The sequence below is a fragment of the Arthrobacter sp. P2b genome, assembly GCF_900168295.1.
Classification (GTDB): domain Bacteria; phylum Actinomycetota; class Actinomycetes; order Actinomycetales; family Micrococcaceae; genus Arthrobacter.
On sequence record NZ_FVZL01000001.1, the window covers coordinates 566,071 to 589,574 of the forward strand.

Sequence of the window (23,504 nt, forward strand, 5' to 3'; positions counted from 1 at the left end):
ACAACAGGGCCTGGTACAGCCACATGCTGTAAGAAGACGGCACCATTCCCGGATCCCGGGCATGGTGCCGTCTTTTCAGTTGGACTCCCCGGCCAGCCTCTCAAGGGCCGCCACCGCGGTCTTCCGGTCCGTGGTGGCCCAGAACGGCGGCAGGGCAGCCCGCAGGAAACCTGCATACCGCTCCGTGGCCAGCCGGGAATCCAGCACTGCCACCACTCCCTTGTCGCCGGTGGACCGGATCAGCCGGCCGGCTCCCTGGGCCAGCCGAATGGCGGCGTGGGTTGCCGAGACCGACATAAAACCGTTTCCGCCCGCCTGGGCCACCGCCCGGGAACGCGCTGTCATCAGGGGATCATCCGGCCGCGGGAACGGAATCCGGTCGATGACCACCAGCCGGCAGGATCCGCCCGGCACATCCACTCCCTGCCAGAGGGACATGGTGCCGAACAGGCAGGTGTCGGGCTCGTCGGCGAACTGCTTGACCAGGGCGGTCATGGTGGAGTCGCCCTGGCAAAGGACGGTCACGCCCAGCTTGGGCCGGAGGGCCTCGGCCGCTTCTTCAGCGGCGCGTCTGGAGGAGAAGAGGCAGAGCGCTCCGCCGCCCGACGCGCGGATGAGCGCCTCCAGCTCAGCCAGGGATTCAGGGGACGCACCCCGGCCAGGCTTGGGCAGATGCCCGGCCACGTAGAGGATGCCCTGTTTCGGGTAGTCGAAGGGCGATCCCACGTCCACGCCGGTCCAGCTGGGAGCACCCTCGCCCACCAGGCCCAGCCCGCCTGCGGCCGGTTCAAACGCGGACCCGATGGCAAGCGTGGCAGACGTCAGGACCACGGTGTGTCCGGCGAAAAGCCCCTCCCGCAACCGTCCGGCGACGGACAGCGGTGCGATGTTGATCAGGGCCGGCGCTGTTTCGTCCGGCTGTGAATAGCCCTGGGCGGGATCAAAGGAGCTGGCGCGGGAAAACCACACCACCTCCCGGTTCTCGCGGGCAGCGAGGAGCCGTTCGCAAAGTTCCAGGATGAGCATCAGACGGGACCGCGCAAGCTGCCTGCCGCCGTCGGCCGTGGTGCTGCTGTCTCCCTTGGAGTCGGACAGCGCCGCGCGGCAGGCCTCACGCAGCTGGTCGATGCAGTCCAGCTGTTCGTCATTCAGCCCGTTCGGAAGCAACCCGTTGGGCACGCCCGCGAGGGCGAGCTCAAGATTAGCGGCTGCGGCGTTGAGCGCGTCCACCGTGATGGCCGTATGCTTCCGCGCCCCGGAAGCTGCCGCGTGGATCATGGCCACCGAAAGCTGGCCCGACACCGCACCCGTGACCCTGTCCTGGAGTTCATGGGCTTCATCCACCACCACGACGTCGTATTCCGGAAGGACCGCCAGGCCCTCGAAAGCGCTGACAGCCAGCATCGCGTGGTTGGTGACCACAACGTCGGCTTCCGCGGCGTCCTGCCGGGCAAGCTCGCTAAAACATTCCGCAGCCATCGGGCACTTCTGGGCGCCCAGGCATTCCATCGACGTCACTGACACCTGTCGCCATGCCCGGTCCGTTACGCCGGGCAGGAGTTCGTCACGGTCGCCGGTTGCGGTCTTCTCCGCCCATTCACGAAGGCGCACCACTTCTTTTCCGAGCTGGGACGCGGGTCCACCCACCGTAGCTGCGAAGTGGGGAACGCTGGTGTCCTCCCCCAGCGAGAAGAGCTGGCCCTCGGAAGGTTCCTCGGATGGAAACCCGCCCTCCAGCTTGTGCCGGCAGACGTAATTGGAACGGCCCTTCACCAGGGCCACTTTGACGGGCCGGTCAAGGGCAGGCGTGATGGCTTTGAGGAGCCGGGGCAGGTCCCTGCCCACGATCTGCGTCTGCAGTGCCAGCGTTGCCGTGGAGACCAGGGCGGGTTTGTTGCTCTCCAGTGCGTGCGCGATCAGGGGTATCAGGTAGGCCAGCGACTTACCGGTACCCGTTCCTGCCTGGACGAGCAGGTGGTTGCCTGTTTCGATGGCCTGGGCAACCTGTTTGGCCATCTCGTGCTGCCCCGCGCGGCTCTGGCCGCCCATGGCGGCCACGGCCCGGTCGAGCAGTTCGATAACGAACTGCCCGCCAGCCGTGTCCGTGGCTTCGCCGGCCACGGCGTCAGTCATTGCTGATGAATGATTCCAGTTCGGCCGCGAGGCCTTCCCGCACCATCACCACGGCACGGGTACCTGCCTCAACGTGGTCCACGCTGATGATCTCGGCGTCCGACTCGTGGAGCTTGCTGATCAGGTCACCGCGGTTGTACGGAATGAGCAGTTCCAGCTTGACGCTGGGCCGCGGGATGGCGTCGCTGATCGCTTTCAGCAGCTCTGCGATTCCTTCACCGGTGCGCGCCGACACCACCACGTGGCGCGGTTCGCGCTGCTTCAGCCGTTCCACTACGAAGGGATCCGCGGCATCGGCCTTGTTCAGGACGATGATTTCGGGAACCTTGCGGGCATCCACTTCGCTGAAGACCTTGCGGACTGCGGCGATCTGCCCTTCCGGGTCCGGGTGCGACACGTCCACCACGTGCAGGATCAGGTCAGCGTCCGCAACCTCCTCCAGGGTGGAGCGGAATGCCTCCACGAGCTGGGTGGGCAGCGACCGGACAAAACCCACGGTGTCGGCCAGGGTGTACCCCAGGCCGTCCGCCGTCTCAGCCTTGCGGACTGTGGGGTCCAGCGTGGCGAACAGGGCGTTCTCCACCAGGACGCCGGCGTCCGTCAGCCGGTTGAGCAGCGAGGACTTTCCGGCGTTTGTGTACCCGGCGATGGCCACGGACGGGACGGCATTACGACGGCGGTTGGCGCGTTTGGTTTCGCGGGCAGGCTTCATCGCGGCGATCTCGCGCCGCAGCTTGGCCATGCGCGTGCGGATCCGCCGGCGGTCCAGTTCGATCTTCGTTTCACCGGGACCGCGGGAACCCATACCTGCCGCTGCGCCGCCCACCTGGCCACCTGCCTGGCGGGACATGGACTCGCCCCAGCCGCGGAGGCGGGGAAGCAGGTATTCGAGCTGGGCAAGCTCAACCTGCGCCTTGCCTTCGCGGCTCTTGGCGTGCTGGGCGAAGATGTCCAGGATCAGTGCCGTGCGGTCGATGACCTTGACCTTGACGATGTCTTCAAGCCCGCGCCGCTGGGACGGGGCAAGCTCGGCGTCCACCACCACGGTGTCCGCACCGGTGGACATCACGATGTCCTTGAGTTCCAGGGCTTTTCCGGAGCCCAGGAACGTTCCGGGGTCCGGCTTGGCCCGGCGCTGCACGAGGCCGTCCAGGACCTCGGAGCCCGCCGTTTCCGCGAGGGCTGCAAGCTCCCGCAGGGAGTTCTCGGCGTCGGCGAGGGTTCCGTCGGACCAGAGCCCGGCGAGGACGACGCGCTCAAGGCGGAGCTGGCGGTACTCGACCTCGGTGACGTCTTCGAGTTCGGTGGAAAGACCTGCCGTGCGGCGCAGTGCGCGGCGTTCCTCGAGGTCCTGCTGGTCGCCGTCGAACGTGGTGTGTTCTTCATCCAGGCGGGAAATGGCCTGGGCCTTGCCCAGCACCTTCCCGTCTCCGCGTTCGTCGGTGCGGGGCGTGCTGAGGTTTTTGGCCGGTACGTCCTTGGAGAGAATCCGGTCGATAACAGCCTGGATTTCCTCAGGACTCATGTCCTGGGCGGCTGAATCGGATCCGGTGTTGGGCTGGCTGGTCATGGTCTCCTTTGAAGGTTCGGCATTTCCAGAATAGTGCCGATTGCTGGTCTGTGGGGAAGTATTCGCGCTGGGCTGACGGCCTGCGGTCATGCGGTTCTCCTGGGAAGTTTTGCGCCGGCGGCCGGGAAGGGGCGGCGGCGGACGTGCCGCACCAAGTACGGGCGGCGGAACGGAACGGGCCGGAAAAACGGCGAGAGGACCAGCGGAAAGCTGACTTTCGAGTGTTGTCCGGCTGCCGGAGCAAACGGGGATGCGTCTGGTCCGGTGCACAAGCGGAAGGAATAACCTGCATCGCTGCGGGACAGGCTGTCGCGGAAGGACAGGCTTCGGGACGGGCTTTGCCCGTGCCGGCTACTCGAAGATCAGGAACATGCCTCCCAGATTAGCAGAGCGTGGTTGGGGGCAGTTTCCCATTACGCTGCAAGGGGAACTACTCTGGCCAGTTATGGAGTCCGCACACTATTTCAGCGCATCGCCCGCCGGCCCCTTTACCCGCAAGCCCCTCACTGTTGAACTGGCCGGTGAAACGCGCAGGCTGCAGACTTCCAGCGGCATCTTCAGCCCGGACGGGATCGACAAGGGAACGGCCATCCTCCTGGCCGAAGTTCCGGCGCCAGCCCCCACGGGCAACCTGCTGGACATTGGCTGCGGCTGGGGCCCGATCGCCCTCACCATGGCCCTGCGGGCACCGCACGCCCAGGTCTATGCCGTGGACGTCAATGAGCGGTGCATCGCGCTGACCAACGAAAACGCCGCTGCGCTGGGCCTGTCCAACGTTGTTGCCAGCACGCCGGAGGCAGTGGACCCGGACGTACGCTTCGACACCATCTGGTCGAATCCCCCCATCAGGATCGGCAAGGATGAGCTGCACAGTCTGCTGACCCTGTGGCTGCCACGGCTGGCGCCCGGCGGTACCGCCTGGCTGGTGGTGCAGAAGAACCTGGGATCGGATTCCCTTCAGCGGTGGCTGGCGGCCGAACTCGGCAGCACCTTCACCGTGACCCGGGAATCAACGTCAAAGTCCTTCCGGATCCTGAAGGTCAGGAAAGCGTCCCGGTTGCCACAATAACGGCCGGGCCGCTGAGCTCGACATGCTCGTGCCCTCCGGGGCCGGCGAAGAACTTGACGCCCACCACTCCTCCGGGGACATGGACCCGCCAGGTGTCAGGTGCTTCCGCGCCGGCCCAGTGCCGGATGGCGACGGCGGCGGCGCAGGCCCCGGTACCGCAGGACTGGGTCTCCCCCACACCGCGTTCGTGGACCCTCATGGTGACGGACCCGACGCCGTCGTGGACCAGTGGTTCGGACGGAACAACGAACTCCACGTTGGTCCCGTTGGCGGGAACGGGCTCGACGCTCGGCGGAGTGAACAGCCGGGTTCCCGCCAGTTCCGACAACTCGGCAAGGGCAACCACCGTGTGCGGATTGCCCATGCTGACGGACAGTGCCGGGCGCGGAACTTCCAGGCCGTCGGCGGTCACCAGGGAATCCATGGCCTTGGCAGTGGCCTCACCGGGAAAGATGAATTCCCAGGGACCCATGTCCACCGCGTAGTCATCGCCGGTACGGACCACCGTCTTGGCCCCGCCCCGGGTGCCGATGGTGAGGGCACCGCCGTCGGGAAGGTCGATGAGGCCCTCCGAGCGGAGGAAGTGGACGAAAACGCGGACGCCGTTGCCGCACATCTCCGAGAGTGAGCCATCGCCGTTCCGGTAGTCCATGAACCACTCTGCCTCGGGGGTGCCGGCCAGCAGTTCACGCCCCTCGGGGAGGAACCGCGAGGGCACGGCCCGGATGAGGCCGTCGCCGCCTATGCCGCGGTGCCGGTCGCACAGCGCCGCAACCTGGTCGGCCGTGATGGTGTGGGCACCCTCGGGATCGGCTACCAGGACAAAATCGTTGCCCGTGCCGTGCCCCTTTGAGAAGCGGAGTCCGCCCAGCGTGCGGAAAGCGGGCGCGGTGGTCTCTGCCAGGGTTGCATCCATGGATCCAAGGGTACCGGCCGTGCCCGGCGGGCTGGAAACCGGCTACCGGGAGAGCGCCGCGGCCCGGACAAGCAACTGCGGGTCCTGCCAGTCCAGCCAACTGATCCGGGGGTCGGCACGGAACCAGGTGAGCTGGCGGCGTGCGAACTGGCGGGTGGCAACGATGGTGTCTTCGGCTGCCTCCGCTTGGGTCGCTGTACCGTCGATCACCTGCAGGAACTGGGAGTAGCCGAGCGCCCGGGGTGCTGTTTTTCCTTCGCGCAGCCCTTGTGCGTCGAGTCGCCGCACCTCGGCCAGCAAACCGTTGTCCACCATCGCATGGACCCGCAGCGCCAGACGCTCCCGGAGTGCCTCGCGGTCCACAGCGAGGCCGATTTGCACGGCAGGCTGGACGTACTCCCGCTGCGGCATGAAGGAGCTGAAGGGACGGCCGGTCAGTTCATAAACCTCCAGGGCCCGGATGATCCGCCTGTCATCGGACAGCCGGCCGGCCGAGACCGGGTCCACTGCATGGAGCCGGGCGAGGAGAGCGGACGTACCCTGGGCAGCGAGGTCTGCCTCCAGCCGCTGGCGCAGCTGCGGGTCAGTCCCCGGGAATTCCAGGACATCAAGTGCGGCCCGCACGTAGAGACCCGACCCGCCCACCAGGATGGCCCGCTTTCCCCGGGCGTGGATTTCGCCGATGAGCTGCCGCGCCTGTTGTTGGAAATCGGAGACGCTCGCTTCCTGCGTGACGTCCAGGATGTCCAGGAGATGGTGCGGTACTCCCCTGCGTTCGGCCTGGGTGATCTTCGCGGTGCCGATGTCCATGCCGCGGTAGAACTGCATGGCGTCGGCATTGACCACTTCGCCGTCCAGCTCAAGGGCAAGGCTGACGGCCAGGTCAGACTTTCCGGAACCGGTGGGGCCAACGACGGCGATGACTGGCGGGGTGCCCACCGGTCAGCGGGTGCGCAGCGGCAGCGACGGCATGCCAAGGGAGACTCCCGTGCGGCCGGCACCGGAGCCGGGTGCAGGCGCGCCGCAGGAATCCGCCTGGGACCTGTCCCAGGCGTCGCCAGCTCGTGACCGGCGGAGGCTGTAGTCCCCGATGGTGGGGTCGGCCACGAGGTGGAAGGCGGCAGTCTCGGTGATGGTGACTGTCACGAGGTCCCCGGGGCGCGGGGCCGGCGCGCCGTCAGGCACGGAAAAGTGCACCAGCCGCTGGTCCTGGGACCGGCCGGACAACCGGTGGGTTTCCCCCGCCTTCCGTCCGGACTGCGCGGTGACCATGACTTCCACGCGGCGGCCCAGCTGCTTCCGGTTTTCTTCCGCGGCGATCCGGTCCTGCAGGCCGGTGAGCCGTTCGAAGCGTTCCTGGACTACTGCCTTGGGCAGCTGGTCCGGCAGGTCTGCGGCGGGCGTACCCGGACGCTTGGAGTACTGGAACGTGAATGCCGTGGCGAAACGGGACTTCTCCACCACGTCCAGGGTGGCCTGGAAGTCTTCCTCGGTTTCCCCGGGGAAGCCCACAATGATGTCCGTTGAGATGGCGGCGTGCGGGATTTTTTCGCGGACCTTGTCCAGGATGCCCAGGAATTTCGTTGACCGGTAGGAGCGCTTCATGGCGCGCAGGATGCCGTCAGAGCCGGACTGCAGCGGCATGTGCAGCTGCGGCATGACATTTGGGGTTTCTGCCATGGCGTCGATGACGTCGTCAGTGAAGGCTGCGGGGTGCGGGCTGGTGAACCGCACGCGTTCCAGGCCTTCGATATCGCCGCAAGCCCGCAGGAGCTTGGAAAAGGCCTGCCGGTCACCGAACTCCACACCGTAGGAGTTGACGTTCTGGCCCAGGAGGGTGACCTCGATAGCGCCGTCGTCCACGAGGGCCTGGATTTCGGCAAGGATGTCGCCGGGGCGCCGGTCCTTCTCCTTGCCCCGGAGAGCGGGCACGATGCAGAACGTACAGGTGTTGTTGCAGCCCACCGAAATGGACACCCAGCCCGAGTAGACGGAGTCCCGCTTGGTGGGAAGCGTGGACGGGAAAACGTCCAGGGATTCCAGGATTTCCAGCTGGGCCTCGTTGTTGTGCCGGGCACGGTCCAGCAGGGCAGGCAAGGCGCCCACGTTGTGGGTGCCGAAGACGGCGTCCACCCAGGGCGCCTTTTTGAGGATGGTTTCGCGGTCCTTCTGGGCAAGGCATCCGCCCACCGCGATCTGCATTCCGGGGTTGGCCGCCTTCACGGGTGCCAGGATGCCCAGGTTGCCGTAGAGCTTGTTGTCGGCGTTTTCACGCACTGCACAGGTGTTGAACACCACAACATCCGCCTGCTCGCCGTCGGCGGGAATGTAGCCGGCGTCCTCGAGCATTCCGGCCATGCGCTCAGAGTCGTGCACGTTCATCTGGCAGCCGAACGTCCGCACCTGGTACGTGCGCGGCTTATGTCCGCCGGACAGCACAGCGGGTGCGCTCTCTTCGGAGGAGTTGGCGCCGGAAAGGGGGGAAGGAATGGTCAAACTCACCTGTTAAGGGTACCGGCTTCCCGGCTGGTCATTGTCGGGAGCGGCGTGCGAATCGAGGACCTCGCCGACGATCCGGAATGCCTGGGATGGCTGGTAGCCCTTGCGCGCAAGCATGGACGCCAGGCGCCGGGTTGCTTTGTCCCGCTCAGCCCGGTCGCCGAGGTCCGTTCCCGGACGGATCTTCCGTTCCACCAGGGTCCGCGCCGAAGCTTCCTCGTCGGCGTCAGAGAGCTGCTCCAGCGCTGCGCTGGCAGTCTCCTGGTCGATGCCCTTCTCAGCGAGTTCACGCCGGAGCGCGCCCTTTGCCAGCTTCCGGGACTGGGAGCGACTGCGAACCCACATGTCGGCGAATTCGGCGTCATCAACCAGCCGGACTTCCTCGAACTTGTCCAGCACCGCCTCGGCGACGTCTTCCGGGATGTTCCGTTCGGCGAGTTTGCGTGCCAGCTGCAGCCGGCTCTTGGCAGAAGCAGTCAGCTGGCGGTAGACGATGGCCTGCGCAACCGACACCGGATCGGGCTCGGCATCGCCAAACCCCGGAGCCTCAGGATCCTCGAACCCGCCCGCCACCCCTTCATCAGGGGTGGCCCGGCGGGCGCCGCGTGGGCGGCCTCCGGCACTCCGGGGCCGCCGCTCCCGTTCACTTCCCGTCAACTGCTAGAACCCGTCGACGGCCTTCAGCTTGGGCGAGTCCTTGGATTCGGGCTCCGCCGGCTTCACGCCGACACCAAGCTTTTCCTTGATCAGGCGCTCGAGTTCGGCTGCCAGCTCCGGGTTGTCGCGGAGGAACCGCCGCGAGTTCTCCATGCCCTGGCCGAGCTGGTCGCCATCGTAGGTGAACCACGAGCCGGACTTCTTGATGATGCCGTGCTCAACACCCATGTCGATGATGCCGCCCTCACGGGAAATGCCCTGGCCATAGATGATGTCGAACTCGGCCACCTTGAAGGGCGGGGCCATCTTGTTCTTGACGATCTTCGCCTTGGTCCGGTTGCCGACGGAATCGGCACCTTCCTTCAGGGTCTGGATACGGCGTACGTCGATGCGGATTGAAGCGTAGAACTTCAGGGCCTTACCGCCGGTGGTGGTTTCAGGTGAGCCGAAGAAAACACCGATCTTTTCGCGGAGCTGGTTGATGAAGATGGCGGTGGTCTTGGTCTGGCTCAGGCGGCCGGTGATCTTACGCAGGGCCTGGCTCATGAGGCGTGCCTGGAGGCCCACGTGGCTGTCGCCCATGTCGCCTTCGATTTCGGCGCGGGGCACCAGGGCTGCGACGGAGTCAATGACGATGACGTCCAGGGAGCCGGAGCCGACCAGCATGTCCATGATCTCCAGGGCCTGTTCACCGGTATCCGGCTGTGAGACGAGGAGGGCATCCGTGTCCACGCCCAGCTTGGCGGCGTACTCCGGGTCCAGGGCGTGCTCGGCATCGATGAACGCCGCGATACCGCCCTGGCGCTGGGCGTTTGCCACCGCGTGCAGGGCAACGGTGGTCTTACCGGAGGATTCCGGTCCGTAGATCTCCACGACGCGGCCGCGGGGCAGGCCGCCAATTCCCAGGGCGACATCCAATGCGATGGAACCGGTGGGGATGACTTCGATCGGGGCACGGACTTCATCGCCCAGGCGCATGACCGAGCCCTTGCCGAACTGCTTGTCAATCTGGGCAAGTGCTGCTTCCAGCGCTTTTGCACGATCCGGGGCTGCCGCCATGGTTGACACCTCTAATGCTTTCTCGATGGTGGCCTCAGCGGCCGTTTATTGGTCATCTCTGACGCTAAGGGGACCCACTGACATTCTTGCCGGATGACGACGGCTATGTGGATAACCCGTTATGGAAAGCATAGCTTTATCCGAACAGGTATTCGAACAGCGGCGCGGCGTGTCAGGGAAATACCGGTGACGGACAACCGGCAGGGACTGCTAGTCCCGAAGGGTTTTGATGTCGCGTCCCAGCCGCCGTTCCGCAGGAACATCCTGGACATCGCAGACGGCGAGCCACACCTTGCGCGGTTCCACACCGGCGGCCAGTGCCTGGTCTGCAGTCCGGCTGCCTACGCCGGCGAGGACCAGGGTGCTGCTCAGCACGCGGGAGTACCCTGCACCGAATTCGTCATCCATGAGCCGCCAGTAGTCGCTGATTCGCATCCGAAAATTCTCTCACGCTCCGGGACCCTAGAATTGTTGCCATGAGCAACTCCCCCGATGCACTGCCGGACAGCCGCCCGGACGAAGCGACAGTCGATGCTGCGCTGCAGAACGTCGAACACCAGATCAGCCTGTTCTGGCGCCGGACGCGTGCCATCTCCAACCAGCTGTCCCGCCAGGTCCACCCGGACATGGAGCCGGCAGCCTACGGCCTGCTGACCGTCATCCGGCGCGAGGGCCCCATCCGCCTCACCGACCTTGCCATGAACATCGGTGTGGGCAAGCCGTCCATCAGCCGCCAGATCGCATTCCTCGAAAGCATCGGGCTGGTGTCCAAAGAGGCAGACCCGCTGGACGGCCGGGCGCAGTCGATCCGGCTCACGCCCAAGGGCGAGGAGAAGATGCACCAGGTTCAGGATGCCCGGCGGCAGGTTTTCCGTGAGCGCCTGGGCGAATGGCCGGTGCAGGACCTGGAAGAACTGGCGCGCTACATGGCGATGCTGAACTCCACTTACGAGCGGGACGGGTTCCCCAAGGACGCGCCCGCATCAGCTGCAGGGCGGGACTGACGAACCGGTCCTGTGCCGGACAGGAACGATGAAGCCCCTGGCCTGCGGCCAGGGGCTTCATGTATTCCAGGGCCCACTTCGGGTGGGGGCTGCCCTTAGCGGGCGCCGGAGAGAAGACCGGTGGAAAGTTCGTCGTTGAGCTCGTTGTTAAGGTCGCTTTCAAGGTCACGGCCGTAACGCTGGGAGAATTCCTGGGGAACGGTGTCCGGAACGGCAACGCCTTCGGCTACTGCCACACGGTCGCTGACCTCGCGGAGCATGCTGGACAACGGAACATCCAGGGCCGAGCAGATCGAGGACAAAAGCTCGGATGACGCTTCCTTCTGGCCGCGCTCCACTTCACTGAGGTATCCCAGGGAGACACGGGCGCTGTGCGAAACTTCACGGAGCGTGCGCCCCTGACGCTGGCGGACATCGCGCAGGACATCACCAATTTCGTGACGAAGTACAACCATCTTGCGCTCCTTCTGTTCGCTCTTGGCCTGATCGGCGAGGCCCACATCCTTCCAGCGGACAACGCCGTTTACGGATACGGGCTGCTTTACCATCTGTATCGCCTTGCTCCCTCATTGGTCAGGTCCGCCGTGGGGTGAACCGTCGTGGTGTTTTCATCCTAGGCGCCTCCGCTCTTCGGAAGCGACACAATGTAATAACTAATCGGTACCGGCTTTTGTTCCCGGTAACTTTACGCCCGGTAACTTCGCCTGGACAAGGGCAGCCGGAACCCGGGTCAGGACGACAGCGCTTCGAGCAGCCGTTCAAGGGCAGCGCCGCATGCCTGTCCACGGATCTCAGCCCGGTTGCCGTCAAAAACATACTCGAAGGCTGACGTGCCGGCGACCGTGGCGATACCGATGTACACAGTGCCCACCGGCTTCCCATCGTGACCTTCCGGACCGGCTACCCCGGTTGTGGAAAGACCAACATCGGCGCCCAGCACCGTGCGGGCTCCGGCCGCCATGGCGCCTGCAACGTCCCCGTCCACGGACCCAACACTGGCCAGCAGGGCCGACGGGACGTTCAGGACTGATTGCTTGACGGAATTCTGGTAGGCGACGACGCCGCCCTGGAGCATGCCGGAAGCCCCGGGGGTATCGGCCAGGACGGCCGACACCATGCCCGCGGTCAGCGACTCGGCAGTGCCTACGGTACGCCCGGATTCAAGGGCCTGCCGCACTGCCTGTTGGGCGAGGTGGTGAAGGTTCGTCATGGCTGTTCCTGTCCCTGGTCGGGCCTTGCCTGCAGCTTCCCCTTCGCCCGGAGGCGCAGCGCTTCAACAACATATTCGACGCCGGTCCAGACGGTGATGATGACAGCAGCCATCATGACGGCGAACGCAACCCAGGCCAGCCAGGGGGCGAAGGCACCCAGCGGCAGGAGGTAGAGGAAGATCGCCGCGGTCTGCACCACGGTCTTGAGCTTGCCGCCGCGGGACGCGGGGATGACGCCGTAACGGATGACGAAGAAGCGCAGGCCGGTGATGCCCCATTCACGGACCAGGATCACCAGGGTGATCCACCACGGCAGTTCGCCCAGAACCGACAGCATGACCAGGGCAGACCCGGTAAGGAGCTTGTCCGCGATGGGATCGGCAATCTTGCCAAAGTCCGTGACGAGGTTCCGGCTCCTGGCGATGTCGCCGTCGAGCTTGTCTGTGTAGATTGCGACGGCGAACGCCAGCACCGCCGCCCAGCGCCACAGCCCGGACTCGCTGCGCAGGCCGGGCGCATCGGCCAGGAGGAACCAGACGAAAAACGGCACCAGCGCGATGCGGAGCATGGTCAGGACGTTGGGGAGGTTCCAGACCCCGGCACGGCCTGGGCCGGCGGCGGTTGCATCGGTGCTAGTCACGTTCTTAGGCTACCGTCTTTGGGGCTAGCGTCCGGTGAGGGACCAGGCGTCTTCGGACCCGTCGTCGTCGCCGTAGCCCCCGGGTGCCGTATCCGACCCGTCGTAATATTCGACGTTCTGCTTCCGCTGGTCCAGGTCCGCCGCCACCAGGTCCTCGGCATAGCCGCCCTGGGCGATGTTCGCATTGGCGTTGTCACTCAGGGCGGCGGTCTGTGCGTCCGCCGAGGCCGGAGCCTCCTGGCCCTTCATGGCTGCGAGGACGGCAGCGAGGTCATCCGGCTTCACCAGCACGTCGCGGGCCTTCGATCCTTCGGAGGGTCCCACCACTCCCCTGGACTCCAGCAGGTCCATGAGCCGGCCGGCCTTCGCGAATCCGACGCGCAGCTTGCGCTGAAGCATGGACGTGGACCCGAACTGGGTGGTGACCACGAGTTCGGTGGCCTGCAGCAGCACCTCGAGGTCGTCCCCGATGTCGTCGTCGATCTGCTTCTTTTCCGCCTCGGGGGCGACGTCGTCACGGTAGACGGCCTGCAGCTGTCCCTTGACGTGCTCCACCACCTTGTGGATTTCGGATTCCGTCACCCAGGCGCCCTGGACGCGCATCGCCTTGGAAGCACCCATGGGCAGGAAGAGGGCGTCGCCCTGGCCAATCAGTTTTTCGGCACCGGGCTGGTCGAGGACCACGCGGGAGTCGGTCACGGAGGACGTCGCAAACGCCATGCGGGAGGGTACGTTGGCCTTGATCAGGCCGGTCACCACGTCTACTGAGGGCCGCTGGGTGGCCAGGACCAGGTGGATGCCGGCGGCGCGGGCCAGCTGGGTGATGCGGACGATCGAGTCTTCAACGTCGCGCGGCGCCACCATCATGAGGTCGGCGAGTTCGTCCACGATCACCAGCAGGTATGGGTAGGGACGGATGACCCGCTTGGAGTCCACGGGCGGCTGGACCTTGCCGGCGCGCACCGCTTTGTTGAAGTCGTCAATATGCTTGAAGCCGTAATTCGCGAGGTCGTCGTACCTGGCGTCCATCTCGCGGACCACCCACTGCAGGGCCTCCGCCGCTTTCTTGGGGTTGGTGATGATGGGTGTGATGAGGTGCGGCACGCCTTCGTAGGCGGTCAGTTCCACGCGCTTGGGGTCCACCATCACCATGCGCACCTCGTCCGGGGTGGCGCGCATGAGGATGGAGGTGATCATGGAGTTCACGAAGGATGACTTACCCGCACCGGTGGCGCCGGCCACCAGGAGGTGGGGCATCTTGGCCAGGTTGGCCACGACGTAGCCGCCTTCCACGTCCTTGCCCACGCCCATGACCATGGGGTGGTCGGTCCGGCGGGCGTTCTGGCTGCGGAGGACGTCGCCGAGGGAGACGGTCTCGCGGTCAGTGTTGGGGATTTCAATGCCGATGGCGGACTTCCCCGGGATGGGGCTCAGGATCCGGACGTCGCTGGAGGCCACGGCATAGGAGATGTTCTTGGACAGTGCCGTAACCCGCTCCACCTTGGTGCCGGGCGACAGTTCGATTTCGTACCGGGTGACGGTGGGGCCGCGGCTGAAGCCGGTCACCTGGGCCTCGACGTTGAACTGCTGGAGCGTGTCGGTCAGGGCAGCGACGACGGCGTCATTGGCTTCGGTGCGTTCCTTCGGGATGGAGCCCGGCGTCAGGTAGTCCGAAGCAGGCAAGGTGTAGGTGACGTCGCCGGCAAGGGACAGTTGCTCGGTGCGCTGCGGGATGGGAACGGGCGGCGGCGCGGGAGCCACCGGCGTCGAGGGCACGGACGGTACGGCCGAAGCCGGCGGGCGGCCCGGAGCGGGAGTACCGGGAGCGGGCATGCCGGGCGTGATCAGCGGAATCGCTTCGGTGGCGTTCTCCGCTGCGGCCGCGGAGGCGCCGAGGCCCTGGGCCGCCTTGATCTTTTCGACGGCGATCTCCGCCTGGGTGGGCCGCCGGACGCCCGGCGCGGGCCGCGGCGCCTGCGGCTCGTCGTCGTCATCATCGATGACGGCGTGCTCGAAGGCTTCGTCGCCCACGTAGCCTTCCAGGCCGGCGTCGGGCTCTTCGTCCTTGCCGAACAGGCGGCGCTTCTTCTTTTTGGGTGCGGCGGGAGGAGTGCGCTCCAGGTAGCTGCGGTCGTGTGTGTCCTTGGACTGCTCGTGGTCCATCAGGTCGATGCCCATCAGGTGCTCGTAGGCTCCGCGCAGCCGCCGCGGGATGGCCGTGAACGGCGTGGCGGTGATGATCAGCAGGGACACGAAGGCAAGGAGTCCGTAGAGAACCAGTGGGACGGCGGCGTGGATGGCCGCGAGCGGGGTGGCTGCCAGGAAGCCCAGCATTCCGCCGGCCTGGCGCAGGCCGTCAAAGCCTTGGGCCACGGTGGGCTGGCCGCCCAGGACGTGCGCAAGGCCGCAGCCGGCGAATGTCATGACAAGGAAGCCGATGCCCACCCTGTTGTTGCCGCGCCCGTCGGAGGGCTGCCGGAACAGCTTGAAGGCGCAGACGAACAGCATCAGCGGGAGCAGCAGGGACATCCAGCCGAAGGTGCCGTTGACCACGGCGTAGACAGCATCCGGGAACCAGCCTGTCAGGCCCCACCAGGCGAAGGTGGCGATGAAGACGCCGAGGGCAAGGTTGAACAGTGCGGCACCGTCGCGCCGTTCCTCGGCGGGAAGGTCGCTGACGTCATGGCCGATGCGGCGGATTCCCCCGCCCACCAGGTGTCCGATGGCCAGCCAGGCGCCGCCCACCACCCGCAGCAGCCACGGCTGGTGGTGTTCGACGGCGGGAAGCTGGCGGGTGCGGGCCGTACTGGAGGAGCCCCCGGACCTGCTGGATTTGGCTGCTGCCGACCCGGAACCCCGGCCTGTGGACCCGGCGGATTTAGTGCCGGAGCTGCCCCTGGCTGTTCCACTGCGCGCGGAAGTAGTACGTGTGGCCATGATAGCCACGCTACCGGAACCGGGCCGGAATTCCGCGGATTTCCGGGCGGCTGGTCCTGCCTGGCCGCTACGCGGTGGACCTTTTGGACGCGAAGGGCCCGGTTCCGCAGGAACCGGGCCCTTTCGGGTACCTCACCAGGGCGCTGCCGTGGGGGCAGCGCTTTTTGTCAGGCCTCGAGCACCACGGGGATGATCATGGGGCGGCGGCGCAGTTTCCGGTTGACCCACGTGCCAACTACCCGGCGGACTACCTGCTGGAGCTGGTGACTGGTGTGGTCCGCGTGGTTGAGGACGGCTTCCTCAAGGGCTGCGTTGATCTTCGGGATGATGTCGTCGAACACCGAGTCATCCTCTGCCACGCCGCGTGCGTGGATTTCAGGTCCGGACACCACCTTGCCGGTGGTCCGGTTGATGACGGTGATGATGGAGATGAAGCCCTCGTCGCCGAGGATCCGGCGGTCCTTAAGGTCGGCGTCGGTGATTTCGCCCACACTGGAGCCGTCCACGTAGACGAAGCCCACCTCAACCTGGCCCACCACGTCTGCGCGGTGGTCCTTGAGGTCGATGACCGTGCCGTTGTCCGCAAGGATGACGCTTGCCTCCGGAACGCCGGACTCGATGGCGATCTTGCCGTTGGCGATCAGGTGCCGGGTTTCGCCGTGCACGGGCATGGCGTTGAGCGGCTCGAGGATGTTGTAGCAGTAGAGGAGTTCCCCGGCCGCGGCGTGGCCGGAGACGTGGACCTTGGCGTTGCCCTTGTGGATCACGTCGGCGCCGAGCTTCAGGAGCCCGTTGATGATCCGGAACACGGCGTTTTCGTTACCGGGGATCAGGCTGGAGGCCAGGATGACAGTGTCACCGTCCCCCACCACCACCCGGTGGTCCCCGTTGGCCATCCTGGACAGCGCGGCCATCGGCTCGCCCTGGGAACCGGTGGACATCAGCACCACGCGGTTGTCCGGCAGGTTGTCGATGTTTTTGATGTCCACGATCAGCCCCGGCGGCACGTCCAGGTAGCCGAGCTTCTCGGCAATGGCCATGTTGCGGACCATGGACCGCCCCACGAACGCCACCTTGCGGTTGTGCTTCGCCGCCGCGTCAAGGACCTGCTGGACCCGGTGCACGTGGGAGGAGAAGGACGCCACGATGATGCGCTTGGTGGCCTGGCCGAAGAGCCGTTCCAGGGTGGGGCCGATTTCCTTTTCCGCGGTGGTGAAGCCGGGGATGTCGGCGTTGGTGGAGTCGGACATAAAAAGGTCCACGCCCTCTTCGCCGAGCTTGGCGAAGTGCCGAAGGTCGGTGATGCGGCCGTCAAGCGGCAGCTGGTCCATCTTGAAGTCGCCCGTGTGCAGGACGGTGCCGCCTGCGGTGCGGATGAACACGGCCAGCGCGTCCGGGATGGAGTGGTTGACAGCAACGAACTCGCACTCGAACGGCCCGAACTTTTCAACCTGGCCTTCCTCCACCGTGAGGGTGTAAGGCCGGATGCGGTGTTCCTGCAGTTTCGCCTCGATCAGGGCGAGGGTCAGCTGAGAGCCCACCAGGGGGATGTCGTTGCGGAGCCGCAGCAGGTACGGGACAGCGCCGATGTGGTCCTCGTGGCCGTGCGTGAGGACGACGGCGACGATGTCGTCCAGCCGGTCTTCGATGTAGGAGAAATCAGGCAGGATCAGGTCGACGCCGGGCTGGGTTTCCTCCGGGAAGAGGACGCCGCAGTCCACGATCAGCAGTTTGCCGTCGATTTCGAACACAGCCATGTTCCGGCCGATTTCCCCCAGTCCGCCGAGCGGAACGATCCGCAGCGTGCCCTGGGGCAGGCGCGGAGGGGTGACAAGGCCGGTTAGGGCGATTTGGGTCATATTGCACTACTTTCCAGGCGGAAGGGTGCCGGTCTTCGCCGTCAGGAGTAGACCAGCCCCGCTTCCGCCAAATCCCCGCGGATGATTTCGATCTCGGCTTCGTCCGGCTCCACGAGGGGCAAACGGACAATCGAGTTGGGCAGGACTCCCTGCCATTTAAGAATCTGCTTGGCCGCCACGGCACCCTGGACGCGGGTCATGGTGGCGCGGACTACCGGCTGGAGTTCGAAGTTGATCTTCCGGGCGGTTCCGAGGTCGTTGGCGTTGACGGCATCGATGAGTTCGCGGAAGCGCCGCGTGGCCACGTGCGTTGTGACGCCCACCAGTCCCACGGCACCCAGCGCCATCCAGGGAAGGGTCAGTCCGTCATCGCCGGAGTAGAAGAGGAGGTCCGTTTCGGCCATGACGCGGGTGGCGGCGACGAAGTCGGCCTTGGCGTCCTTGACGGCCACGATGTTGGGGTGCTGCGCCAGGCGGATCATCGTGTCGGGTTCGATCGCGATGGAGGAGCGGCCCGGGATGTCGTACAGCATGACGGGCACGTCGACGGCGGAGGCGACCGTTTCGAAGTGGGCGCGGACGCCTGCCTGGCTGGGCTTGTTGTAGTACGGGGTGACCAGCAGGAGGCCGTCGACGCCGAGGGCTGCGGCCTGCTGGGACAGGTGCACGGAGTGTGCGGTGTCGTTGGTTCCGGTGCCGGCGATGATGGCCGCCCGTCCGCCCACGGCTTCCTTGACGGCCCGGAACATGCCCAGGTTCTCTTCGTCCGTGAGGGTGGAGGTCTCGCCGGTGGTTCCGGTGACCACCAGGCCGTCGCAGCCGTCGTCCACCAGTTTGGTGGCCAGTGCCGCTGCCTGCTCGTAGTCCACGGCGCCGTCCTTGGTGAACGGCGTGACCATGGCGGTCAGGAGGGTACCGAGGGCAGGGATGTGCGCGGAAGAGTCAGCCATGGAAAAAACGTTACCCTGTCCCCGGCTGGTTAGGACAATGCCACGGGCGTGATGAACGTCAAATTAGGGGTTGCCGGGCGTCGAAACGCCACGGATGGTCCGGTATCTCGTCACGACGCTCCTTTGCAGGAGGCAGGTCACCACTTCGGTCCGCGTTCCTGACGCACTCGCCAGGGGCAGGCCGTGGGGACTCCACACGCCGCTCAGTCCGCAGGACTCCCCCACTGTCGTACTGCCGCCCAGGTTGGCGAGGAGCGTAAACATGCGGCAGTCCATGGCACGGGCGCCGAGATGCAGGGCAAGCCGGTGCTCCTCGCTTCTGGTGTACAGCGCGGAGACGCAGTACACGTCCGCCCCGGCGTCGGCGGCCATGGCGGCATGGGCCGGAACGGCGGCATCAAAGCACAGTGCCAGGGCGATCCGCCAGCCGTCCACCTCGATGAGGCCTGCTCCGTTTCCCGGTACGAACAGGTCCCGCTCCTGGCCGTGCAGGTGGGTCTTGAATGCTGTTTCGGTACTGCCGTCCGGGTGCAGTACCAGCGAGGCCAGCCGCTTGGTACCGTCGGCTTCCCGGAAGGGAGCGCCCACCACAGCGGTGATTCCCGTCCGGCGGCAGATTTCACGGACGGGGCTGAGGCGGGAGTCATCGGTTGTCAGCCATGAGTCCGGGGCCGCGAGCTGGTCCAGGCGGTAACCGGTCAGGGACAGTTCAGGGAAGAGGACCAGCCGGGAACCGTGGGCATCGGCATCCTCGATGAGGCGCACATGCTCCGCGACATTTTCCTGGATTTCCCCGGCCACCGACCCGCGCCGGAAAGATGTGTGCCGGACGTGTTCGTGCTCGTGCCCGGCGACGCCTTCAGAACGGACGGGTTCATATTGGACGACGGCAACAGGGAGTGTCTCGGTCACCACTTCATCCTAGGAGTTCATCAGGCGGCGGGCCCCCTCCCTCCCTCGGCACTTCCCCCGGCGCATGGCAGTACCGGCCCACCGCGGCCTGCCTCAGGCCCTCAGCCCAGTCGGCCAGCCGCTGGGCTGCCCTGACGTAGTGGAACAACTCCAGCGGAGTGAGTGCGTCGATGTCCGTTTCGGCGAGGCGGCGCGCAAGCTCGGCGCCCTCGGGCTGGGAGGACAGGCTGATGCCTTCCTGTTCCCACTGGATGTCTTCTGCAGGCCGTCCGGCGACCAGCTGCCGGAAGAGGAAGTCCACGACGCCCGGGCTCATGGCCTTCAGGAGTCCGGTGCTGCCGGGCTCGGAACTGTCCCGTCCGGCGCCGGGGGTTCCGTGTGATGGGGTGTGCATGCCGCCCATCCTATTCGAACATATATTCGAACACAAGAGTTCCGCGTCGGCCGTAGGAGGCCTCCGGCCGGGGCTCTTCAGCTCTTGACAGAAGGGTTCATAGGCAGGTGTGAGACTATCTGGTCATGACGTCCCGCACTCCCGCCAGAGCATCCCGGAAGACGGCAGGACCGTCCGTTCAGGCACGGCTGCAAGGTATTGACGCTGCCCGCGGGCTTGCCCTGTTGGGCATGATGGCCACGCACCTGCTGCCCACCTTCGAGTCGAACGCCGATCTCACGCCTACATGGATCGGCCTGACATTCTCCGGTCGGGCGGCCGCCCTGTTCGCGGTGCTGGCGGGGGTGGGATTGGCGCTGTCCACCGGGAAGCACAAGCCCCTGGCCGGTCCGGAACTGTCAGCAGCCCGGCGCGGCGTGGCCTTGCGCGCCCTGGTGATTGCCGCCGTCGGGCTCACCCTGGGCGGCGTGGAAGTGAACCTGGCCATCATCCTGGTCCATTACGCCGTACTGTTCCTCTGCGTCCTGCCCTTCCTGGGCCTGGAGATCAAACGCCTCTGCGCCTGGGCCGCCGGCTGGATCCTGGCGTCCCCGGTGCTGGCCTACCTCCTGCGGCCATGGCTGCTCGCCGCGGAGCCTCCCCTGAAGCTGGGGCACAACCCGTCCTGGGAGGATCTGGCCACTCCCTCCCGCCTGCTCGCCGACCTGTTCTTTACCGGTTACTACCCGGTGTTCCAGTGGCTGTCGTACCTGCTGGTGGGGCTTGTCATCGGCAGGCTGATGCTCACCAAGGCGCTGGTTCCGGTGGTGCTGCTGGTGGCGGGAACGGCAGTGGCTGTCGCGGCAAAGGCCCTGGGCGTGATGGCCATGGAGAACTGGGGCGGCAGGGCTGCCTTGGAAGCGATCCTGAATTCGCCGGGTTACCCCCTGGACAGCGTCCTGCAGGTCAACCTGACCGGGATCCCGCAGGAAGGATCATGGTGGTGGCTGGCATCTGCGGCCCCGCATTCGGGAACCACGCTGGACCTGCTGCACACCTCGGCGGTGGCGGCGGCAGTGATCGGTGCGTGCCTGCTTCTGGGCCGGCTTGCCGAGTGGGTGGACCTGGACCTGCTGCTGCCGCTGCGCGGAGCCGGGGCCATGACCCTCACCCTGTACACCGTCCACGTCTGGGTGGTTTCAGGTTTCTACCTGAAGCCGCTGCCTGCCGTATGGACCGAGGACGGGATGTACTTCGCCCATGCGGCCACCGCCATCATAGTGGGCATGGTGTTCGTCCTGCTGAAGTGGCGCGGCCCGCTGGAATGGCTGGGGCATGCAGCCAGCCAGGTGGGCAAGGGACAGGCCAAAGCCCTCCGGTAGGGCAGGACCCCCGGCCCCGACTAGGCGGGAACCTTGCCCTGGAACAGCCGGACGGCGTCGCGCATGGACGCCCTGGCCCGTTTGCGGTCGCCTGCAGCGTCGTAGGCGCAGCTCAGCCGGAACCAGGAACGCCAGTCGTCGGGGGCAGCCTCCGCCTCCGCGCGGTACTTTTCAAACTCGGCATCCGCAGCTGCACGGACAATCCGTCCGGCGGGGGTGCGCGGCAGTTCGTCCACGGGCAGCCCGCCTTCAGCCTCCAGGACCTTTGCCATCTGTTCGGTGCGGGCACCGAACATCAGCTCGCGGATCAGGGCCCAGGCACCAATGACGGGTAGCACCAGGTAGGCGGCCCCGATGGCCTGTGCGGCCAGGTTGCTGTCCGTCAGGAGAAGGACCGAGCGCTGGAAGGACACCACCAGGTAGAAGACCAGCAGCAGCGTCACCGCCCCCACCCAGATCTTGGTGCGGTTCTGCCGGAAGGCCGCGAGGAACCTGCCCACGGTCTAAAGCCCCAGGTCCAGGTAGCCGTCCAGGCCCACCGTGAGGCCCGGGTGGCGTGCCACGTTGCGTACGCCGAGGAGGACGCCGGGCATAAAGGAAGCACGGTCGAAGGAATCGTGGCGGAGGGTCAGCTGCTCGCCGGGACCGCCCAGGAGTACTTCCTGGTGTGCCACGAGCCCGCGGAGCCGCACGCTGTGGACCCGAACGCCGTCCACCTCGCAGCCCCTGGCGCCGGGCGCTTCGCTGGTGGTGGCGTCCGGGCTTGGCGGGACCTGGGCTGCGCTGCGCTCGGCAGCGATCAATTGCGCGGTCCGGACAGCCGTGCCGGACGGCGCGTCCACTTTGTCCGGGTGGTGCAGCTCAATAATTTCCACGGATTCGAAGTACTTTGAGGCTTTCGCGGCGAACGCGGATGCCAGCACCGAGCCCAGGGCAAAGTTGGGCGCGATCAGCACGCCGGTTTCCGGGTGTTCCGCCAGCAGTGCTTCCAGCGCGGACAGGCGGCCGGCGTCCCAGCCCGTGGTGCCCACGACGGCGTGGATGCCGTGTTCGACGGCGAAGCGGACGTTCGCCTCGGTGCTTTCCGGGACGGTCAGGTCAACCAGGAATTGGGCACCGGAAGCGGTCACCTGCTCCAGCGAATCGCCCCTCCCCAAGGCTGCGACCAGCTTCATGTCGGGGGCGGCTTCAACGGCTTTTACGGCTTCGGCGCCCATGCGTCCGTTGGCGCCCAGGACGGCCACCAGTTTGGGATCGGGAAGTTGTTCGGTCATGGCGTTAAGCCTACCGGCGTGCCGCGCACGCCAAGGAACCGGGAGGCGTGCGTTACCTCGCAGGAAGCGTTAGCTTCCCGCGCCCACCCATTCCACGGTTCCGTCTGAAAAGAACTGTTCTTTCCAGATGGGCACCTGTTCCTTGATCCGGTCCACCAGTTCCGAGCACACGGCAAAGGCCTGGCCGCGGTGGGCAGCGGAAACGGCACACACCAGGGCGGGATCGCCGATCTCCAGCATGCCAATGCGGTGCGCGGCCCAGATGCGGACCGGCGGGGTGTCAGTTTCGGTTCCGGATGCCTGCTGCTCCGCTACGAGCCGCGCGACGACGTCGGCCATCACCTGGTGTGCCGTGGGGTGCGCGCTGTAGCTGAGGCGGTCAACCGGCTTTCCGCCGTCGTGGTTGCGCACCACGCCGCTGAAGCTGACCACGGCGCCGGCGGTGTCGCTTTCCACGGCGGCGATGGCCTGGTCCACGGAGATGGGTTCCGCGCTCAGGACTGCAGAAACTACCTCGAATGCTGATTCAGTGCCCATGTCCGCCTTCCAGCTGGTCGCAGAGGTGCCCGATCACCGGGTCCAGGACGCTTAGTCCGTCCATGACCCCTTTCGGTGATCCGGGCAGATTGATGATGAACGTGCTTCCCGCGGCGCCCGCGTAACCGCGGCTCAAGGCGGCAAGCGGCGTTTTGGCCGCACCGGCGCGCCTGATGGCCTCCATGATCCCGGGAATCTCCCGGTCAAGCAGGGGCAGGGTGACATCGGGGGTGCGGTCATCCGGGCTCAGGCCCGTGCCGCCGCTGGTGACCACGACGGCGGGACGCTGGGTCAGCAGCGCCCGGATGGCGGCCCCCACGGGCTCGCCGTCGGGGACCACCATGGCCGGGAACACGTCAAAGCCGTGTTCGGTCAGCCAGTCGGTGATCACGGGGCCGGTTTCGTCGTCGTAAATCCCTGCGGCCGCCCGGGTGGACGCGATGACCACGCCGGCTTTCCGGCCCTGCACGTCACCGTGCCGGTGCGGCTCGGGGGCACCGTACGTCGTGGGGATGCTCGGGG

23 protein-coding genes are annotated in these 23,504 nt (G+C 66.3%); 3 read left to right on the forward strand and 20 right to left on the reverse strand.

Going from position 1 to position 23,504, the window contains the following annotated elements:
* Positions 1-75: 75 nt before the first annotated feature.
* Together B5520_RS02530 and hflX are read right to left on the reverse strand one after the other, a co-directional pair.
* Positions 76-2,133 (reverse strand): ATP-dependent DNA helicase, encoded by a 2,058-nt coding sequence (locus tag B5520_RS02530; RefSeq protein ID WP_079595472.1) that lies wholly within the window; start codon positions 2,131-2,133, stop codon positions 76-78.
* On the reverse strand, positions 2,126-3,703 hold the full coding sequence (gene hflX / locus B5520_RS02535; protein WP_079595473.1) for a GTPase HflX: 1,578 nt from the start codon (positions 3,701-3,703) through the stop codon (positions 2,126-2,128). The genes B5520_RS02530 and hflX overlap by 8 nt, the downstream gene beginning before the upstream one ends.
* A gap of 445 nt (positions 3,704-4,148) precedes the next feature.
* Here hflX and B5520_RS02540 point away from each other — a divergent pair, with 445 nt between their 5' ends.
* Positions 4,149-4,772, forward strand: coding sequence for a class I SAM-dependent methyltransferase (locus B5520_RS02540; protein ID WP_079595474.1), 624 nt, complete (start codon positions 4,149-4,151; stop codon positions 4,770-4,772).
* Here B5520_RS02540 and dapF read toward each other — a convergent pair.
* The 6 genes from dapF to B5520_RS02570 all read right to left on the reverse strand — a co-directional run bounded on the left by dapF (position 4,744) and on the right by B5520_RS02570 (position 10,338).
* Entirely contained in the window at positions 4,744-5,688 is a 945-nt protein-coding gene (gene dapF / locus B5520_RS02545; RefSeq protein WP_079595475.1) for a diaminopimelate epimerase, read from the reverse strand. The two genes, B5520_RS02540 and dapF, sit on opposite strands and share 29 nt — an antisense overlap.
* Positions 5,689-5,730: 42 nt before the next feature.
* On the reverse strand, positions 5,731-6,627 hold the full coding sequence (gene miaA, locus B5520_RS02550) for a tRNA (adenosine(37)-N6)-dimethylallyltransferase MiaA (RefSeq protein WP_079595476.1): 897 nt from the start codon (positions 6,625-6,627) through the stop codon (positions 5,731-5,733).
* A gap of 3 nt (positions 6,628-6,630) precedes the next feature.
* A complete protein-coding gene (miaB, locus tag B5520_RS02555) occupies positions 6,631-8,190 on the reverse strand; it encodes a tRNA (N6-isopentenyl adenosine(37)-C2)-methylthiotransferase MiaB (protein ID WP_079595477.1) in 1,560 nt (519 codons plus the stop codon).
* 3 nt (positions 8,191-8,193) lie between these two features.
* Entirely contained in the window at positions 8,194-8,700 is a 507-nt protein-coding gene (locus B5520_RS02560) for a regulatory protein RecX (protein WP_176156779.1), read from the reverse strand.
* A 147-nt stretch (positions 8,701-8,847) separates the two neighbouring features.
* Positions 8,848-9,903, reverse strand: a complete 1,056-nt coding sequence (gene recA / locus B5520_RS02565; RefSeq protein ID WP_079595873.1) for a recombinase RecA — start codon at positions 9,901-9,903, stop codon at positions 8,848-8,850.
* A 210-nt stretch (positions 9,904-10,113) separates the two neighbouring features.
* Complete coding sequence (locus tag B5520_RS02570; RefSeq protein ID WP_079595479.1) at positions 10,114-10,338, reverse strand: DUF3046 domain-containing protein; 225 nt, start codon at positions 10,336-10,338, stop codon at positions 10,114-10,116.
* Positions 10,339-10,379: 41 nt separating this feature from the next.
* On the opposite strand from B5520_RS02570, the gene B5520_RS02575 reads away from it, so the two are divergent.
* Positions 10,380-10,907, forward strand: coding sequence for a MarR family winged helix-turn-helix transcriptional regulator (locus B5520_RS02575; protein ID WP_079595480.1), 528 nt, complete (start codon positions 10,380-10,382; stop codon positions 10,905-10,907).
* A gap of 95 nt (positions 10,908-11,002) precedes the next feature.
* On the opposite strand, the gene B5520_RS02580 is transcribed toward B5520_RS02575, so the two are convergent.
* The 8 genes from B5520_RS02580 to B5520_RS02615 form a co-directional block, all read right to left on the reverse strand.
* A complete protein-coding gene (locus B5520_RS02580; protein WP_079595481.1) occupies positions 11,003-11,455 on the reverse strand; it encodes a helix-turn-helix domain-containing protein in 453 nt (150 codons plus the stop codon).
* Between the two features lie 182 nt (positions 11,456-11,637).
* Positions 11,638-12,117, reverse strand: coding sequence for a CinA family protein (locus tag B5520_RS02585; RefSeq protein WP_079595482.1), 480 nt, complete (start codon positions 12,115-12,117; stop codon positions 11,638-11,640).
* Positions 12,114-12,758 carry a CDP-diacylglycerol--glycerol-3-phosphate 3-phosphatidyltransferase gene (pgsA, locus tag B5520_RS02590; protein ID WP_079595483.1) on the reverse strand — a complete coding sequence of 215 codons (645 nt, stop codon included), beginning with the start codon at positions 12,756-12,758 and terminating at the stop codon, positions 12,114-12,116. The genes B5520_RS02585 and pgsA overlap by 4 nt, the downstream gene beginning before the upstream one ends.
* Positions 12,759-12,782: 24 nt before the next feature.
* Entirely contained in the window at positions 12,783-15,695 is a 2,913-nt protein-coding gene (locus tag B5520_RS02595; RefSeq protein ID WP_079595484.1) for an FtsK/SpoIIIE family DNA translocase, read from the reverse strand.
* Between the two features lie 167 nt (positions 15,696-15,862).
* The gene (locus B5520_RS02600) at positions 15,863-17,554 is read right to left on the reverse strand and encodes a ribonuclease J (protein ID WP_079595485.1); all 1,692 of its coding nucleotides are present in this window, start codon (positions 17,552-17,554) and stop codon (positions 15,863-15,865) included.
* Positions 17,555-17,595: 41 nt separating this feature from the next.
* The gene (gene dapA, locus B5520_RS02605; protein ID WP_079595486.1) at positions 17,596-18,504 is read right to left on the reverse strand and encodes a 4-hydroxy-tetrahydrodipicolinate synthase; all 909 of its coding nucleotides are present in this window, start codon (positions 18,502-18,504) and stop codon (positions 17,596-17,598) included.
* Between the two features lie 63 nt (positions 18,505-18,567).
* Positions 18,568-19,416, reverse strand: coding sequence for a carbon-nitrogen hydrolase family protein (locus tag B5520_RS02610; protein ID WP_079595874.1), 849 nt, complete (start codon positions 19,414-19,416; stop codon positions 18,568-18,570).
* Between the two features lie 4 nt (positions 19,417-19,420).
* Positions 19,421-19,810, reverse strand: a complete 390-nt coding sequence (locus tag B5520_RS02615; RefSeq protein ID WP_254865443.1) for a hypothetical protein — start codon at positions 19,808-19,810, stop codon at positions 19,421-19,423.
* 125 nt (positions 19,811-19,935) lie between these two features.
* Here B5520_RS02615 and B5520_RS02620 point away from each other — a divergent pair, with 125 nt between their 5' ends.
* Positions 19,936-21,171: a heparan-alpha-glucosaminide N-acetyltransferase domain-containing protein gene (locus B5520_RS02620; RefSeq protein ID WP_079595487.1), complete on the forward strand. Its 1,236-nt coding sequence runs from the start codon at positions 19,936-19,938 to the stop codon at positions 21,169-21,171.
* Positions 21,172-21,191: 20 nt separating this feature from the next.
* Here B5520_RS02620 and B5520_RS02625 read toward each other — a convergent pair whose 3' ends face one another.
* The 4 genes from B5520_RS02625 to B5520_RS02640 all read right to left on the reverse strand — a co-directional run bounded on the left by B5520_RS02625 (position 21,192) and on the right by B5520_RS02640 (position 23,496).
* Positions 21,192-21,671, reverse strand: coding sequence for a hypothetical protein (locus B5520_RS02625; protein ID WP_079595488.1), 480 nt, complete (start codon positions 21,669-21,671; stop codon positions 21,192-21,194).
* A gap of 3 nt (positions 21,672-21,674) precedes the next feature.
* The gene (dapB, locus tag B5520_RS02630; RefSeq protein ID WP_079595489.1) at positions 21,675-22,445 is read right to left on the reverse strand and encodes a 4-hydroxy-tetrahydrodipicolinate reductase; all 771 of its coding nucleotides are present in this window, start codon (positions 22,443-22,445) and stop codon (positions 21,675-21,677) included.
* A gap of 69 nt (positions 22,446-22,514) precedes the next feature.
* Entirely contained in the window at positions 22,515-22,982 is a 468-nt protein-coding gene (locus tag B5520_RS02635; RefSeq protein WP_079595490.1) for a molybdenum cofactor biosynthesis protein MoaE, read from the reverse strand.
* The gene (locus B5520_RS02640; protein ID WP_079595876.1) at positions 22,972-23,496 is read right to left on the reverse strand and encodes a MogA/MoaB family molybdenum cofactor biosynthesis protein; all 525 of its coding nucleotides are present in this window, start codon (positions 23,494-23,496) and stop codon (positions 22,972-22,974) included. Before B5520_RS02640 ends, B5520_RS02635 begins: the two co-directional genes overlap by 11 nt.
* Positions 23,497-23,504: the final 8 nt, after the last annotated feature.

What these genes read in the sequence shown, in the direction of transcription:
- dapF (WP_079595475.1), bottom strand. Translation starts at nt 5,688, where the DNA reads ATGGATGCAACCCTGGCAGAGACCACCGCGCCCGCTTTCCGCACGCTG.
- B5520_RS02600 (WP_079595485.1), bottom strand. Translation starts at nt 17,554, where the DNA reads ATGACCCAAATCGCCCTAACCGGCCTTGTCACCCCTCCGCGCCTGCCC.
- B5520_RS02595 (WP_079595484.1), bottom strand. Translation starts at nt 15,695, where the DNA reads ATGGCCACACGTACTACTTCCGCGCGCAGTGGAACAGCCAGGGGCAGC.
- recA (WP_079595873.1), bottom strand. Translation starts at nt 9,903, where the DNA reads ATGGCGGCAGCCCCGGATCGTGCAAAAGCGCTGGAAGCAGCACTTGCC.
- B5520_RS02585 (WP_079595482.1), bottom strand. Translation starts at nt 12,117, where the DNA reads ATGACGAACCTTCACCACCTCGCCCAACAGGCAGTGCGGCAGGCCCTT.
- B5520_RS02530 (WP_079595472.1), bottom strand. Translation starts at nt 2,133, where the DNA reads ATGACTGACGCCGTGGCCGGCGAAGCCACGGACACGGCTGGCGGGCAG.
- dapA (WP_079595486.1), bottom strand. Translation starts at nt 18,504, where the DNA reads ATGGCTGACTCTTCCGCGCACATCCCTGCCCTCGGTACCCTCCTGACC.
- B5520_RS02575 (WP_079595480.1), top strand. Translation starts at nt 10,380, where the DNA reads ATGAGCAACTCCCCCGATGCACTGCCGGACAGCCGCCCGGACGAAGCG.
- dapB (WP_079595489.1), bottom strand. Translation starts at nt 22,445, where the DNA reads ATGACCGAACAACTTCCCGATCCCAAACTGGTGGCCGTCCTGGGCGCC.
- B5520_RS02580 (WP_079595481.1), bottom strand. Translation starts at nt 11,455, where the DNA reads ATGGTAAAGCAGCCCGTATCCGTAAACGGCGTTGTCCGCTGGAAGGAT.
- B5520_RS02635 (WP_079595490.1), bottom strand. Translation starts at nt 22,982, where the DNA reads ATGGGCACTGAATCAGCATTCGAGGTAGTTTCTGCAGTCCTGAGCGCG.
- B5520_RS02620 (WP_079595487.1), top strand. Translation starts at nt 19,936, where the DNA reads ATGACGTCCCGCACTCCCGCCAGAGCATCCCGGAAGACGGCAGGACCG.
- hflX (WP_079595473.1), bottom strand. Translation starts at nt 3,703, where the DNA reads ATGACCAGCCAGCCCAACACCGGATCCGATTCAGCCGCCCAGGACATG.
- B5520_RS02615 (WP_254865443.1), bottom strand. Translation starts at nt 19,810, where the DNA reads ATGCACACCCCATCACACGGAACCCCCGGCGCCGGACGGGACAGTTCC.
- B5520_RS02540 (WP_079595474.1), top strand. Translation starts at nt 4,149, where the DNA reads ATGGAGTCCGCACACTATTTCAGCGCATCGCCCGCCGGCCCCTTTACC.
- B5520_RS02570 (WP_079595479.1), bottom strand. Translation starts at nt 10,338, where the DNA reads ATGCGAATCAGCGACTACTGGCGGCTCATGGATGACGAATTCGGTGCA.